12 protein-coding genes are annotated in these 16,273 nt (G+C 38.1%); 3 read left to right on the top strand and 9 right to left on the bottom strand.

Going from position 1 to position 16,273, the window contains the following annotated elements; all coding sequences use genetic code 11:
• Positions 1-30: 30 nt before the first annotated feature.
• The 6 genes from LC608_RS05780 to LC608_RS05755 all read right to left on the bottom strand — a co-directional run bounded on the left by LC608_RS05780 (position 31) and on the right by LC608_RS05755 (position 8,351).
• Positions 31-1,266: a glycosyltransferase gene (locus LC608_RS05780; protein ID WP_229552629.1), complete on the bottom strand. Its 1,236-nt coding sequence runs from the start codon at positions 1,264-1,266 to the stop codon at positions 31-33.
• Between the two features lie 133 nt (positions 1,267-1,399).
• On the bottom strand, positions 1,400-2,773 hold the full coding sequence (locus tag LC608_RS05775; protein WP_229552628.1) for a hypothetical protein: 1,374 nt from the start codon (positions 2,771-2,773) through the stop codon (positions 1,400-1,402).
• Positions 2,774-2,862: 89 nt separating this feature from the next.
• The gene (locus LC608_RS05770) at positions 2,863-3,804 is read right to left on the bottom strand and encodes a glycosyltransferase (RefSeq protein WP_229552627.1); all 942 of its coding nucleotides are present in this window, start codon (positions 3,802-3,804) and stop codon (positions 2,863-2,865) included.
• Positions 3,805-4,071: 267 nt separating this feature from the next.
• Positions 4,072-5,553, bottom strand: coding sequence for a lipopolysaccharide biosynthesis protein (locus tag LC608_RS05765; protein ID WP_229552626.1), 1,482 nt, complete (start codon positions 5,551-5,553; stop codon positions 4,072-4,074).
• Positions 5,554-5,628: 75 nt separating this feature from the next.
• Entirely contained in the window at positions 5,629-7,842 is a 2,214-nt protein-coding gene (locus LC608_RS05760; RefSeq protein WP_229552625.1) for a polysaccharide biosynthesis tyrosine autokinase, read from the bottom strand.
• A 338-nt stretch (positions 7,843-8,180) separates the two neighbouring features.
• On the bottom strand, positions 8,181-8,351 hold the full coding sequence (locus LC608_RS05755) for a hypothetical protein (protein ID WP_229552624.1): 171 nt from the start codon (positions 8,349-8,351) through the stop codon (positions 8,181-8,183).
• A gap of 786 nt (positions 8,352-9,137) precedes the next feature.
• Here LC608_RS05755 and LC608_RS05750 point away from each other — a divergent pair.
• Together LC608_RS05750 and galE are read left to right on the top strand one after the other, a co-directional pair.
• Positions 9,138-10,550 (top strand): sugar transferase, encoded by a 1,413-nt coding sequence (locus LC608_RS05750; RefSeq protein WP_229552623.1) that lies wholly within the window; start codon positions 9,138-9,140, stop codon positions 10,548-10,550.
• A 10-nt stretch (positions 10,551-10,560) separates the two neighbouring features.
• Positions 10,561-11,574: a UDP-glucose 4-epimerase GalE gene (gene galE, locus LC608_RS05745; protein WP_229552622.1), complete on the top strand. Its 1,014-nt coding sequence runs from the start codon at positions 10,561-10,563 to the stop codon at positions 11,572-11,574.
• Positions 11,575-11,577: 3 nt separating this feature from the next.
• Here the strand turns inward: galE and LC608_RS05740 are convergent, their stop codons facing one another.
• A complete protein-coding gene (locus LC608_RS05740) occupies positions 11,578-12,399 on the bottom strand; it encodes a 2-phosphosulfolactate phosphatase (protein WP_229552621.1) in 822 nt (273 codons plus the stop codon).
• Between the two features lie 125 nt (positions 12,400-12,524).
• Between LC608_RS05740 and LC608_RS05735 the strand changes: the two genes are divergently transcribed.
• Positions 12,525-12,716, top strand: coding sequence for a hypothetical protein (locus LC608_RS05735; protein WP_229552620.1), 192 nt, complete (start codon positions 12,525-12,527; stop codon positions 12,714-12,716).
• A gap of 406 nt (positions 12,717-13,122) precedes the next feature.
• Here LC608_RS05735 and LC608_RS05730 read toward each other — a convergent pair whose 3' ends face one another.
• Complete coding sequence (locus tag LC608_RS05730; RefSeq protein ID WP_229552619.1) at positions 13,123-15,474, bottom strand: hypothetical protein; 2,352 nt, start codon at positions 15,472-15,474, stop codon at positions 13,123-13,125.
• The gene (locus LC608_RS05725; RefSeq protein ID WP_229552618.1) at positions 15,471-16,268 is read right to left on the bottom strand and encodes a PP2C family serine/threonine-protein phosphatase; all 798 of its coding nucleotides are present in this window, start codon (positions 16,266-16,268) and stop codon (positions 15,471-15,473) included. The genes LC608_RS05730 and LC608_RS05725 overlap by 4 nt, the downstream gene beginning before the upstream one ends.
• Positions 16,269-16,273: the final 5 nt, after the last annotated feature.

The raw sequence follows: 16,273 nt of genomic DNA, 5'->3' as shown, positions 1-16,273 counted from the left end.
TTTTTCCAGGAGAAGTAAAGACTAGAGAATTTATTCTTGTGTAAATTTCTTATTAAGAATGAATTCAGATAACTTTGTCATATAGTGACGGTAATCAAAAACCTGACAACCTCGGTTTTGACCAGCAAGTCCAATGCGTAATGCACGTTCTGGATCTTGCCATAATCTTAGAAGTCCAGAGGCTAGAGCATTTGATGTGTCTCCAGCTACGATTTCTGCATGAATTCCAGCATCAAGATATCGTGGGACATCTGGAACATTGGTAGTTAAAACTGGACGCCCCGTTGCAAGAAACTCAGGAAGTCGAGTGGGAAAAGCAGCTTTTACAATTTGGGACTCAGGGCGTGGTAATACTAAGCAATGGGCAGATACGAGTGTGGAAAGATATTCCTCATCTGGTACTCTACCCAGAAAACGCACACAAGAAACTAAAATTTCATCTTGTTCACAAATCTGCCGTTGTTTTGCAGCATGACCAGATAACCCATCTGTTCCCAGAACATCTAAACGGATAGGACATCCCTGAGAAAAGGCTATTTTGACCGCATCTAATAGCCTTTCAAATCCATCTCCAACTTTACACGTACCTGCATAAAGCACAACAAAGTGTTTATCTGTAATTTCTATCTCTGGAAACTTGATGTTCAGACTTAGAGAATAATCAAAAATACTAGGAAGAATAAAGCAGGGAATATGGGCATGAGTGTACTTTTCTGAAATATAAGTGCTAATAGCTATTACACCTTGACAACCTAAAAATGGTAAATAGCGCCCCAACAAGTCATCATAAAAAAGAGGATTTATAAGCCCACCCTGAAATGTTGTGGGCGGGAACCATTCAACCATATCGTAGAATAGAGAAACACCGTAAATACGTGCAAGTATCACCACCGGGAAGTAAGATATTGCACTTCTTCCATAAATAAGTATACTGTCAATTTTCCCATGCCGGATCAAGTTATAAACCCGTATCCAACTATTAAAAATAGCTCGCAAGTCTCGCAAGTATTTCCGAACTAGTTGAAAAAGTGATTTTTTTGTGTCGGGATAATCGTAGTGCTGATTTTGAGATTCATACTGGATTCCTTGCCAAAATAGTTCACCTGTATTTGTTAGGTCTTCATGGCGTAAAGGAATACGAGCAGTAGTAATAACATGTACTTTAAAGCTACTTTCTAGCAGTCCTTGAGACAAAGTTCTCAATCTTGATGCTGCTGCACTTCCAAATGGAAACTTGAACCAACCAATGATTACTACTTTTTGCATATGTAACATTTCACCTGATGTTTTGAGAATAAATAATAGCTAAATACTAATTTCATACATGTTTGCCTAGGATAATCAATTCATATAGAAAAATACGTGCTTATATATCATTATTTTGCATTAAAGGTTATCTTTAAAATAAATTATACAGATAATCTATATAATTAAATATGTTTGAGTAAAGTGGTGTTCCAAACCATATTGGTGATCTATCTTCAATAGAGTTCAAATAAATAGCATAGACAAAATATAATATTTTCAAAAAAATGGCTAATAATACAATAGCAGAGAAAAAATTAAATTTATTATTTAATTTTCCTGATTCTAATGGAATTGTATAGAAAAATCCTGACAATCCTCTAAGCAGGTAAATTAATCGACCGAACATTGGTAATTCAAAATAAAAGAAAGCAGTTAAATATAAAATAGACGAGATAAAGACAACACACCATAAATAACAAGAGAAACTGGCTTCTTTCAAATCAAGCATTATAACTGAAGCCGAGATAAAAAATATATCCAAAATAAGAGACCTAAACAGACCTTCTCCATCAATTCCAATTACATCGTCGAGGTTGTTAGAAGAATACCTGTCAACTCGTGTACTAAGATTGGGAGCTAATTCATTTATGAAGCTACTATTTATCAAATTGAAATAAACAAAATATAAAAGTATTGTTAAAAGCAAAAATATGCTTGTAAAAACATATTTATTTTTTAATAATTTAGATATTTTATTTTTTAATGCTATAAATAAATTAATAAGATTGTAATTTAAGTTTTGAAATCTAAATGAAATTTGTAGAGCATGGAATAGTATTACAGGAATACAGATAATTACAGAACTTGAATGAGTATACAGTCCCAGTATAAGTAATACACATTTTAGAGTTAAAGAAGGGGTATAGACTAAAGGTATTACAAATATAAAGGAGTAAAATTGTCGCATTAGAAACATATGTGAGAAATACGAAACAGATGTAACATTTAGTAGAATAATTGTTGGATAGTAAGAGGGCATAAATATACTAGCAAGTAGCATATATGCCAAATTCATAGTTAAAGATTGAGTCAAGATAAAATACTGTTCATTATCTCCTAATAAATATTTGATGACATTAGGAATTAAAAAAGATATCGGTTCTATTTTCATTGAATTCATATATTCAATGAAAGACATATTACCAAGAGCAGTATAAATATTAATATATGCTTCTAGGTCAGCATAGATAACGTGTGTTGATGCAGAGGTTACAAGTGTCAGGAAGACTAATACCAGACAAAAAGAATTAAGACTTAAAAAATTTAAAGGTTTAGTATTTCTAGAAACATTGATTTGGCAAAATAATAATAATGGAATGATTCCTAAAATGGGGCAAAGCAACCATAAAGCAAAACCGAATAAGAAAAAGGCTTTACTTATTGGCTCTAAAGATTTGAATAACTTGTGAAAATAATTTTGCCTTTGAATCTTTCTTAACAACTTAGAGTTATCATTTTGATACATGATAATTTACATAAAGTTTTCGTATTGATTCCGTATGATTTCATTTCGGACATTTTTGCTTCCCCAGTGAACGGTTACAATTTAACTTCCTAATTTTGAAGTACGAATTGTCTAATCAACTTCTCAAATTTCCTGACTGAGGAGATAGAGGATGCATAGCCAAATAATCTAACCATTGCCTTCATCCTTCTGAGAATAGAAAAAGTTCCCGCAAGCTTTTTCTTTCGAGGATCATTGAATACGCCATATTTAAAGATAACGTAATCACGGTAAGTAGGCCACATCATATCAGTCTTAGTGTCCGAGAGTCTTTTTTCATAATAAGACGAGGTTAATCTTGACTGGGGAATGTAATGTTGAAAAATAAGTGCTTGCTCATACCAAAGACGGTATCCAGCAAATATAAACCACACGCTGATTTCGCCATCACCTCCTGAAGTGAGAATATCTTGTTTTCTGTCACTAACCAATGGATTAAGACCTGACTCAAAGATTTCTTTTAACAGCCAAGTGCGAAATCCCATTCCAGCACCCCACACATACACTCTATGTGTGATATCTCCACTATTTTCACCCTGAATTCCGACCGCATAACGCCCGCAATTTGTATAGAACCAAGGTGGTGCTGTGGTATCAAAAACAGGCGTGCTACCTCCCCCAACTACACCAATTTTGTCGTTGCTTTCAAAAGTCTGAAAAACTCGTGACAGATAATCTGGTGCAAGCCAATTGTCGTCATCGCAGAAGAGACCGTAAGAGTATTTTGCTTCTTGAACTCCACATTTACGAGCAAATGCTAAACCAGGAGTTTTCTCAAAAACAATTTTTAGAGGATATGGTTTGCCACTTTCATTCCAGACCCGATCAACAACTTCTTCCAGTTCATCGGTGCTAGCGTTATTGACGACGATAATTTCGCATTCAAACTTACCACCAATGTCTTGTATAGCAAGATGTCTGAGGGTTTTTTGAATACGAGATGCTGAATTATAGCAACAAATAATAACACTTATTCCACGTTCTAAAGTCATTTAACTTTTGCCTCTTGTAAGGATGGATTACAATAATCTATTTGTGTTATTTATTTATGTAATTAATTCTGTACGATTACTTATAGATCGAAGCACTCTTCGATCGCATATATAGGAAAAACTGTCCATTTATGATTGAAAGTCACTTTTTGTAAAGAAAGGTTCGTCAGAACGTGATCTAGTAACTTGGCATTGTTGTAAGTGCGAATTATAATATTCATTGGTTGATAATTGCCTCAATTAAATAAATTGTTTAGTTATCAAATGTCATCTTTTGCTAGTTGCATACCGACTTAGCAGCACAGAGACTGTATCTTTATGAGTTTTTGCTAACCAGAATAAGAGAATCATGTTTTGGATTAAAAACATTAGTGATTGGGCGATGTAATTATTAGGAAGGATGAAATGCATAAAAAGAACTAAAGAAAACCAGGAGAGTGGAAATAACAACCATTTGAACCAAAAATAAGCCGGAATCGATAAACGCTTCATGCCAAATACAGTGACTAGGAACGTTGTTAAATATCCAGAATTTCCTAAAATTGCTCCGATTAAGCCAAAATTATATGCACCAAAAGCGATTAGTAATAGTGAAGATAAGCTACCTAATAACTGAATCAAAGCACAAGTCTTAACTGCCTTTGTTGCTAACAAAGAGTAGTAACCAACTGCATGACATGAATAAAATGCATAAATTGCTGTGGCAATGCAAAATAAAGTTATGTATTCGCTTGTAGTTTGCTGTGAAAAGAATATCCTGACAATTAATGGAGAAAGGGTAATTAAACTAGCTCCCATTCCTAAAGCAACCAGCCCATTAATTTGGGTAGCCTGTTTAACTTGCTGTTTTAGTTGATGCCGATTAATGTCCTGATATTCTATTAGATTGCTTAAACTTGGGAGTAAAGGCTGTACAGGTAATGCGGAAAATGAGTTGATTTGTGCAGTCACATCAGTAATTGCTGCATACACCCCAACCATCTGAGTACCTAGCAAGCTGCCGACAATTAACCGATCGCCTCGACTAAAAAGCGTACTTCCTAATGTATTCACCCACATCATTAAGCTGTAGCCTCCTACCGCCATTGCCTTTTCTTGATTCCAACTCAAGCCAAGGTTTATATCTTTAAGTAGCGATCGCACGATCCAAATATGACTCAATAAACTCACTACACTTGTTAAAGCCTGCCACTGCATTAACTCAACTGTGCGACCCCCAAGCGTTGCTACTACCAACATTCCCACACTCAGTAGCACACACTGCATTGTATTCACCACATTCATCAAGTCATAACGCTGATGAGCTTGTTCCACACCAACCAAGATTTGTTGCAGCAATCGCGCTGCTACTACTAACCCACCAATTTGGATAGCCTGTATAATTTTTAAGTGTTGTAACTGCCCCAATTTAGGAAATAAAATAATAATCGCTTCAGCACCCATCCAAAGAGCAACTGCTGCCAAAGTTGCTAATATCAGCATTGCCCCAAAAGTTATGGTCAAGGTTTGCGACAGACCATCGATATCTTTTTTTCCTAAGTCCTGGGAGACAAATACAGTTGTGGCTGTCGAAAGACCTGCTTCTGCTAAAGTAACCATTACCACTATCGCAGAAGCTAGAGTCCATAACCCATACTCTTCAATTCCAAGTATGCGAATTAATACGGGGATAATTAGTATACCTAGTCCAATTCTGATTAATCCTGCTACTGAGTTATAAAAACCATTTTTAAGTAAGCTGTTTTTCACTAAAAATATTCTCGTTTAATACAATTACTTTATATGAAAATATTAAGACAATTGAAACAAGCCGTTATCAGACGATTAGGAAATGTGTATATTAGGCAACTTCACTTCGCCCTTGCCATTGCGTAGCTTGCCGTCGTAGGCATCGCTGCTATTTTTGTCGTAATAACCCTTCTGACTGTAGTAAATATAACCACTATCAGCAGTAACTCCATTCACCACCATTCCCAAAACGGCCGATCGCGCTTGCTTTAACATCGTCTTTGCAGTCGTGGCAACGGCTAAATCAAGCACTCCTGGACGTACAACTAGTAATATCCCATCCACCATCTTGCTTAATATCAAGGCATCACCAAACAAACTCAGTGCTGGAGTATCAATAATTACACAGTCATAGTTTTGAATTGCCTCTTGGATCAATAAAGACATCTGCTGCGAGTCTAATAGTGCTGCCGGATTAGGCGGAATTGTCCCAACAGTTAGCACATCTAAGTTAATCATTACTTCTTGGGTAGTGCGGGGAAACTCTGCTTCACCGACTAAAATATTACTCAGTCCTACCAAGTTAGATAATTTCCAGATTTCTTGTTGGCAGGAGTGACGCATATCCGCATCTACCAACAACACTTTGCGTCCCATGTGTGCCTTGGCTACTGCGAGGTTAGATGCCACAAATGACCTGCCTTCACCTGGAGTTGAACTAACCACAGCAATTACTTTTAGCGGTTTATCAAAAACGGTAAAATCCAAGTTTGTCTGAAGCATCTCAAAGGCTGAATTTACTGCCGAGTAAGAATTGTCTTTCATTGGCAGTTCTAATAAAGACTCTGCCTCACCACCTTTAAATTTTTGATCCAAGTCAGGAATTGTACCGAGCAAGGGATAATCAAATAGCTGTTGAGCTTGTTCAATAGTTTTCAGCGATCGATCCATAGCTTCCAACGTTAAAGCTATCCCTACCCCTAGCAAAATTCCCAAAAATCCACCCAGCGCAAGGTAGAGTGTAATTTTGTTAGCTGCTTTGTCAGGAAGTAAAGCCATAGATACCACCTGTGCATTACCGACATTTTGATTGACAACGACATCCACCTGTTGCGATCGCTTCAGTAGTTCTTCATAAGTTCCTCGTGCTACTTGCAACTGTCGCTCTAGCTGTTGCTGTTTTTCTTGCAATTTGGGTAAGACACCTAACCTTTTTTGGAAGATTGTGTATGCATCCTGCAAAACCTTAATTCGATTGGCTAATGCTGAACGTTCCACATCCGACTGTACCAACTGAGCAGTTAGAGTCTGCTTGAGTTCCCCCATCTGTAAATTTTGCGTTGGTACAGATTTTTCGCTGCCTGCGTTTTCCGAAACTCGCATTGCTAACTGTTTTTTGAGAGCTGCTGCTTTTGCCGTCAAATCAGTGATCGTTGGATGTTGGTTTGTATAGCGAGTCTGTGCTACCCCTAACTCGCTTTCCACTTTCTGATATTCTGTTAGCACCTCCTGCACAGCTTTTGATTGACTTAAATTGCCCATATCCACGGCTTGCAGCGAATTCAATTTCAATTGACGTTGCAGAAGTTGGGAGCGAGTCTTGGCATCTACCAAGTTTGACTGAGCTTGAGTTATCTGGTTAGATAAATCATTGAGCCTTTCCACACCTGTGGTAGCTTCTTGGTCTAAGGCAACTATCTTGTTTTCTTCTTTAAACTTACGCAAAGCTGCCTCTGCTCTAACCACCCTTACCTCTACCTCAGGCAATTGGTTACTCAAAAATCTCTTTGCAGCCCTTGCCTGAGCTTGATTAACACTAATATTGTTTGCGAGGTAATATTTCATCACCGAATTCACAACAACTGCGGCTTCTTTTGGATCGCTACTGCTGTAAGAAATCGCCAAAATATCTGTACCTCGGATACTTTTAACCTTAAGCTTTTTGAGAAACTCATCTATTTTTAGAGGTGTTCCTTTCTTATCTGTCAGACTTAGGCTAATAATGGTTTTCCTAACTATTGGATTGGAGCGAATTATCTCTGCTTCTGTATCCAATGGGCTACTTAGTTGAGTCACACCGTTTAACTCTCCAACTTGTGCCGAAGGATTTGTCAGCGAAGACACGCGGTCAGTTTTACTGAAAAGCAACTTGCCTTCTGCTTCATAAATTGGTTTTTGTCTGATGGCAATTAAAGCTGACAGTCCAAAAATAGAGGCAGTTACCGCAGCGATGACTAGCCAACGCCTTTTCAGAATCAGCGAGTATTGTTGCAAATCTAAGGAGTTTTGGTCTTCTTGGTTAGAGGGCATGGAATATATTGCAAATACTTAAAATACTTACTAATTGTGCTTCACAATCAAATTTGGTAGCCCAAGATAGTTATTTTGACAAACTTATATACTTAAGGATTTTTTAATAATGTATAAAAATTTACCATATTATGTGTTTTTTCTATTTAATTTTTTTTTACATCTTTGTTAGATTTATCTCAGAAACATTATCTAGATGTCAAGGTATTTTTAATATTTCTATCTGAATCTTAATATTACTTTGATAAGTATTTTAATCCAAGAAAACTTGAACTTTTATCCAGCTTCATGTGCTTGTATATAAAATTGTAAGTATTCAAGATAAATAATTTTTAGTTTTATTGTAGTCTCAGATTTAAGGGTATTGTTTGGGAGCATTGTTCAATTTTCCCTAAGCTTATCAGTTCCTCCATTGGAGCGTCTTTGTAGAGTATTTTAGCGTAGGCGTAGCCCGCCGCAGGCATCGCACGAGCGTGTTCAATTAAAAGTTGGTTTTCTTCTTCAGTCATGACGCCTCCTGTTAACACGATCCCGTGGCTTATTCCTTTACGTTCTCATCTTTTATTTACCTTTTTGGGGAGAATAAAAACTGGGATGCTCCCTATTGTTTTTATTTAAGCATTAATACCCAAGATATGTAAATGTGTACTCGTGTTATTAAAGCAACTAGAACTTAGAAAAAGGTCACCTATAACAAGTAAGTTGACACAATAAAACCAAACTATGTAAAAAAAACTAATTTAGCTTAAAACTCTAGTATTTACTGCTTCCTGGCTCTTACATTTTGCCTTATTCCAACTACAAATATTCACGCTGACCTACTTGGGTTAAAGAATATTTTTATACAGTATCGTCACATGCTGTAATCAATGCAATATCAGGTTATTAGCAGTAATTGACCAGATTAAATAAATCTTCTGGCATTATTTTATCGCTCTGTAGATACATAGTTTGAAAGTAAATCTATGCTGATAATTAATTTAAATTTCTAGTTCATATTGACTACATTCATGACATAATGCAAATATAAAAGAAACAAATTTAAATCTGTAGTCTAGCTTCTACAGCCAAAATAAATAACATGTACTGTAAACATAGTACGAAAATGCACTGGCAGTTACCCTGCCAGTTGGTAATAGCGAATACTCAATTTTTTTGAAAGCAGAGCATTACAAAAAAAATATTTATGTATGCTTTGACACAATACAACTAGTCTTTAAGATTACCGTCTTTGAAGATTTTGCTGGTTTTAACAAAGAAATTAATACCAACATACTGAAGAATTAGAAAAATCAATGACTCTTACAAGTTATGTAAGTTCCTCTGCCAGTACTAGGTTGCCAAATGTAGTACGCAGGCTACCGATATTGCTCTTATTAGGGGATATTTTTGGGTTGCTTATTTGTTTAGCGATCGCACAATGGTTGCGTTTAGATCAACCCTTACATTGGCTAAATCCGTTGCCTTATGCATTTGTTTGCATGATACTTGCAGCATTTTATTTAGCAGATGCTTACCATCCAGATCGGCAAATTGCAGGTTTAAGAGCGCCTGCTCGAATTATTGTTTGTAACATTGCGATCGCATTTTTCATATCTGCCCTCATTTACTTGTCAGGTATTGGCAAACATAACCCGGTATCATGGCGGAGTATTTTCTTACCTAGCGTGGGAACCTTTACTATCTGGGCAGTAATATTACGTGTAGTTGCACTGAAATGGGTGCGATCGCACGCTCTGAAAAGTCGTTGGTTAATATTAGGTGCAGGGGATAATGCGATTAAATTTGCACAAAAACTGCTGGTACTTAATCCTTTAGGGAAATTGACTGTTCTAGCAGAGGAAAATCAAAAAACTATAGACTTGCCAAAAAGCAATCTGAGTTATCAGGGAAATTTGAGCGATTTATCGCAATGGAGTCAAGAATCGTGGTCTGGGGTCATAGCTACAACGCAGATAAATTTTTCCACATCTGAAACACAACAGTTAATGCAGATGCGGTTGCGAGGCATTCCGGTTTACACATTGCCCGATGTATACCAAACATTTTGGTATAAACTACCTTCATCGCTGCTACAAGATAAATGGTTGGCTTTTAGCGATGGTTTTAACCTAATGCCTGGTTACTTCAGTATGAAACTGAAGCGAGTTGTCGATCTCATATTGATCCTCTTTTTACTAGTGTTAGTTGCACCACTTCTGTTGTTGGTTGCATTAGTAATTAGATTAGATAGCCCTGGCCCAGTTTTGTACAGTCAGCAGCGAAGTGGGTTGTACGGTAAACCATTTAGAGTTTACAAATTTCGCTCCATGTATCAGGATGCGGAAAAGTTGGGGGCACAGTGGGCAAGTCAACGCGATCCACGGATCACCAGAGTTGGATACTGGCTACGTTTGTTGCGTATTGACGAACTACCCCAAATATGGAACGTTTTACAAGGTGAAATGAGTCTGATTGGGCCTCGTCCAGAACGACCAGAATTTGATGTCAAACTCAAAGAGGCCATTCCCTACTATGAAGTACGCTATCTGGTCAAACCTGGAATTACAGGCTGGGCACAGGTTATGTATCCCTATGGAGCATCTATTGAAGATGCTTACGAAAAGCTTTCTTACGATCTGTATTACATCAAGAATTATTCCATTTGGTTGGATTTAGCGATCGCCTTCAAAACCATTCGAGTTGTCTTGTTAGGTAAAGGTAGATAAGGAAAAAGAAATGAAAAATAAAATATTGGTAACTGGTGGTGCCGGTTACATTGGCTCCCATGTAGTTCGTCAACTGGGAGAGGCTGGTTATGATGTCGTAGTTTACGACAACTGCTCTACAGGTTCACGAGCATCTGTACTACACGGAAAACTAATTATTGGCGATTTAGTAGACACTGAGCATCTTTATCAAGTTTTTGCCCAGCATGAATTCAGCGCCGTCTTACACTTTGCCGCTAGTCTGATTGTTCCAGAATCAGTAGCTCATCCCCTCGACTACTACGCAAACAACACCCGCAACACCTTAAATTTGCTACGCTGCTGTAGCGTTATGGGTGTTAACAAGTTCATTTTTTCCAGCACAGCCGCAGTCTATGGAGAAGTCGAAGAAAATCTCGTTACTGAGTTGAACCCTACACAGCCCATTAATCCTTACGGACGTTCCAAGTTGATGAGTGAGTGGCTGATCCAGGACTATGCAGCAGTATCTTCACTAAACTACGTAATACTACGTTACTTTAATGTAGCAGGTTCTGAACCAAGTGGACTATTGGGGCAAATGTCACCGAATGCCACCCACTTGATTCGGGCTGCTTGTGATGCGGCACTCAAGCGCAAACCAGAAGTACGAATTTTTGGTACTGATTTTTCTACACCTGATGGAACCGCAATCCGAGACTATATCCACGTTGAAGATTTAGCGACTGCTCACTTAGATGCTTTGGATTACTTAGAAAAAAGAGGTGAAAGCCAAATTTTCAACTGCGGTTATGGGCAAGGATACAGTGTGCGACAAGTTATTGAAAGAGTCAAGGCTATTTCTGGTGTAGATTTTCCCGTTATTGCCGCACCACGTCGTCCAGGCGATCCTGCCTGTGTTGCAGCTTGTGCTGATAAAATCCATAGGGTTTTGGGTTGGCAACCAAAACACAATGATTTAGACGAGATCATCAACACAACCATTGCTTGGGAAAAACAGAAGAGTAACTTTGTAAGGCAAAGACATCTAAGTATGGCATCTTGATAATTAACCTTGTACTCTGGAATTCACATAGGCATTATCACCCAATAAAAGTACACAATCACTAATGTTAAAGGTGGCTGATAATTCAACATCTGACTCAAAACCTTTTGCAATCAACTCTTTACCAGAACTGCATTTTTTCAAGTAACCCAGCAAACCCTGCCGGAAAGCTTGAAATGTTGTCACAGCGACTTCGGCTTCTGGTGATAAACTGCCACGTAAATAACTGAGGATTGCCCCAGCACCAATTAAATCTTCAAATGCAGGGCGGAGGCTACCATCTTCTTTCCACCTTTCACCAGCAGGAATCACAGCGATTTTATCACCATACTTTTGAGCAAACTGCGCTACAGCTTGGCAATTTCGCAAGCAACCAGCCAAAGTTGGTGTATTCCCTATATGTAAAGTCAGAAAAGAACCATTAGGTGACGGTAAAACTAGTCTAGTTCCAGCAGGAATCTGAGTCACCGATTTTGGCGAAAGAGAATATCCATTTGTTGTCCAACGTTGTCTATGGCTTGCTAACTCTGCTTGTACTGACTTGGCATAATCTATGGCTGATTCGTCTTTATATGCGTAGGTAAAAATTATCGCACCGTTATTTGTGACAATTTCCACGCAGGTAGAAAAAGAGAGAACGTCAACTATTACGATTACATCACTGATAGGAGCGAGTTGAGCAACTCCTTGTACCCCCCATTCACAGCGTAAATTAAACTCTGATTGATTGTAAATCATTGGTGCGATCGCAAAAGACAATATGATAAAAATCAAAGCATATATATAAGTAAGGCAGGTAAATTCATAAAGGTTTTTAGCCAGCACAAAACGTGCTACTTTGAGAGTTTGAGCCTCTCTAGGAAACGTTACGCTAACACGTACAAACTAAAGATTAGTAGTAAGTAGGTCAGCAGTTATAATCAATATAAAACTTCCAGCTTGAAAATATTATGAATTTAACTGTAAAAACTTATCCTAACAATACTGTACCCAAGTTAAATTATGATGTGCTGATTGAAAATCAACAAGATGGCGGAGTTAGTGCGACAGTGCTAGGCTTACCAGATTTTAAAGGCTCTGGTGTAACTAAAGAAGCTGTCAGTAAATGGGATTTTAGTAACCCGCAATTGGAAAGATTTTGAAAAAGTCCCTAATTTGCGTTTAGAAGATTGGACTATATCTCAATACGATTCAGTTAAGGCTAAAACTCTATTGTCAAAGCCAACTTTTCCAAGAAAACGCCAAAGACCGAAAGGAACAGAAGGAAGAAATGCTTAACTCAACTGTATTGAACTATATCTAAATTTGTCTCAAGGCGAAATTGACTTATTTGATTATAGTTAAAAAATTCAGAGTTATATTATTAGCTTCCGCGTATTCTTTAGCGGAATTTAAAATATCCAATGCTATTTGGTACTATGTCGTTTCAACTTGAGCAAAGATATCAGCATGATCATACAATAAATATGACGTAATTCTCAGCCGTACACCATGTTAAATCGGTTATACATTTATTTTTTCCTAGTCTTTTTACTTTTTGAATAGCGCTTATTTCTTTATAGATGTGATAATTATTCCTATTATAAATATAATAAAAAAGGCTCCTAATACCCACCAAATTAAACTAGATGGAATAAGATAACGTAACACTATTGAACCTAATATTGACAAAATAGGAATAATTGGATCTGTGGTAGATGATTTTAGAGATGTATTGTTTACCGATTTATTACTTGTCTGGTTTCTTGCAGAAGTGGGATTTACTGATGAAGAAGTATTTTGGGCAACGGCACTTTGAAAAATACTTTGTTTATTATACCTATTACGTAATGGTGAATTTACAGACTGATTAGTTTGCGAAACTTGAGATTTAATTGGCTTAATTGGTGATGAATTAACTGTATTGGTTGATGATGCAAGCTGCCAAATATTGATAGTCTTGTCATTACTGCCACTGGCAAGGATTTTGCCATCTGGACTCAAAGCTAGGGAACGAACCCAGTCGGAATGCCCCTTAAGGGTGTAGATTTCTCTTGCCGTGCCTACATCCCATAGTTGAATGCCACCATAACTCACACTGGCAATTATTCTGCCGTCTGGGCTGAAGGCAGCCGAAACAACCGAGTAGGAATGCCCTTGAGTAGTGCAGATTTGCCCTCCTGTGGTGATATCCCACAGTTTGATAGTCTTGTCACAACTCCCACTGGCAACGAGTTTGCCATCTGGGCTGAAGGCAACCGAAACAACCCAGTGAAAATGCCCCTGGAGAGTGCGGATTTGCCCTCCTGTGGTGACATCCCACAATTTGATAGTCTTGTCATTACTCCCACTGGCAAGGGTTTTGCCATCTGGACTGAAGGCAACTGAACGAACCCACTCGGAATGCGCTTGTAGAGTGCGGATTTGACCTTTTGTTCTCATATCCCATAGTTTGATAGTGTTGTCAGAACTCCCACTGGCAAGGGTTTTGCCATCTGGGCTGAAGGCAACCGAACGAACCGAGTCGCGATGCGCCTGGATAGTAAGGATTTGCCCTCTTGTTGTCACATCCCAGAGTTTGATAGTCTTGTCATCACTCCCACTTGCAAGGATTTTGCCATCTGGACTGAAAGCTATGGAATTAACAGAGTTGGAATGCCCCTGAAGGGTGTAAATTTCTCTTCCGGTGCCGATATCCCAGAGTTTGATAGTATTGTCATAACTCCCACTGGCAAGGATTTTGCCATCTGGGCTGAAAGCTAAGGAATTAACAGAGTTGGAATGCCCTTGGAGAGTATGGATTTGCCCTACTATTGGGACATTTTCTATAATCTTATCTGCGGCAAAAACTTTAGGTTGTGATGTTGATACAGCAAAAGCAGATTGTTGTTTTGGTCTAGCAAAGCCAGGAAATATATCAATACCAAGTTTTGTAGAACGATCGCACCAATAACACTTACCATAAGTTTGGCTGTAGTAGTGGCTGTCTACCTTTCCACAGATAGTTAACTCATTAACAGCAAGTCTGAGCGCCTTTACCCAATCCCCAGCAGTTGGGCGCAAGTCAGAATTTTTATAACCATCGTTAAAGCATCTGAGAAAACATCGCTGAACTTCTGGGTGAACAATCTCAAGAGTAATTGTCCTTTCTACAGGTTGAATCAAACGGTTTGGTGCATACAGCCATAAACCCTGACGGATAAGTTCATTAGTTTCTGGAGTTTCGCCCGTACCTGTCCACTTTCCCGCAAAAGGACTTTCACCACCAAACAACAACTGATAGATAATCACTGCTAACCGGAAGCGATCGTGTATTTCTGTTTGATCAATGCTAGAAAAATCTTTATCAATCAGTTCCGGTGGTGTAAAGCCCTCTGAACCAACTAGACAACGATAAACCTTATTATTTTTCGGATTCCGAACCTGAAAGGAGTCAGTATCAATAATAGAAGGTAAGGCGCGATCGTTGACAAGAATATTTTGCGGTTTGATGTCACCCAAAACATAGCCAGAAATGTGAATTGCTTCAATAATTGAGGCGATATTCAGCGCCGTTGTGTGGAGAAAACGCCAATCAACATCAAGTTTCAAAGTCTTACGGCGCTTGAGGTTGTAAACATCAATAAGTTCTTTTCCTTCCTTAATTTCCGGCATTAAAAAGCCCACGCAATTAGCCTGAGCATCTTTCAGTACCGACTTAGGCCAAGCAAAAGAAATATGATTGAGATGAGAGTTTGGCTCTTTGGGTTGGTGCGCTATCATTACCGCCAACTTTTGCACATGCTCAGGAGTTGGCGAGTGGTAAATTTTTGCTAAGTACCCATTGCAATTTATTTGCCAAACCTTCGCTTCACCACTAATTTTAGGTTCACCCAGCAGAGTAATCGATTGTCCCGTCCTGGTACAGGTGAGAAGTGTCATTGAATTTTACTCTCATCAAACAAGCACAAAAGTAAGGTTTTATCATCATCAGTGCGAGAATTTAGTCGTTCAGAGTTAAGAAATTCCATCAGATATTTATCTTCATCCTTTTGATTAACAGGTTCGTGCAAGTATTCCTCCAAAGGTTTAAAGAAAGGCGAGAAGGGTTGCCAGTCACTCAAGCGAATTGCTACTTTTTCTAGTCCATCAGTGGAAGCACAAATAAACTCTTGTTTTTCGGGAATGACCTTTACCTGCATTTCTTTTAATACATTTGTTGAGGTGATAAAAGTTGTTTCATTAGCAAACTCACCTTTATCTGGCTGAAACAACAGTTGATATTCTGACTCTTGGGAACGCATTACAATAAATCCATCCCCAATTTGCATAGCTGCAACCCAGTCAGGGGTTGCCACGAAAACCAACAAAGTACAAGCTAAATCATTGACAGAATAATCTCCTTCATCTGCTTGCTTCTGTAATTCCGTAATAATTTGATTCACAATCTTAGCAAATACTTTCTGAGCTTCTTCTTTACAAAGTGGTTGAGAAAAACCTTGCTCGAATTCTTCTTGTTTATCAGGAAATTCATTAATATCAGAAAAGCATTTGAGTACTGTTTCTACCGCTAACCGAGAACCAACATCAGAATATTTAGCACTACCAGCACCATCAGCAACAGCACCTACAATCACATCATCAAAGATGCGATAATCCCCATAATCTTGACAACCTATCCCCTGTTTTTGATGACTTGTTCCAATTGCAGAACGTGCAACAGCTTTCCAATTCACAAAAT

Origin of the sequence: Nostoc sp. XA010 (genome assembly GCF_020829625.1) — a bacterium.
GTDB lineage: Bacteria > Cyanobacteriota > Cyanobacteriia > Cyanobacteriales > Nostocaceae > Nostoc.
Note: the sequence above shows the minus strand (reverse complement) of the source record. Positions and strands in the feature narration are given on the sequence as shown.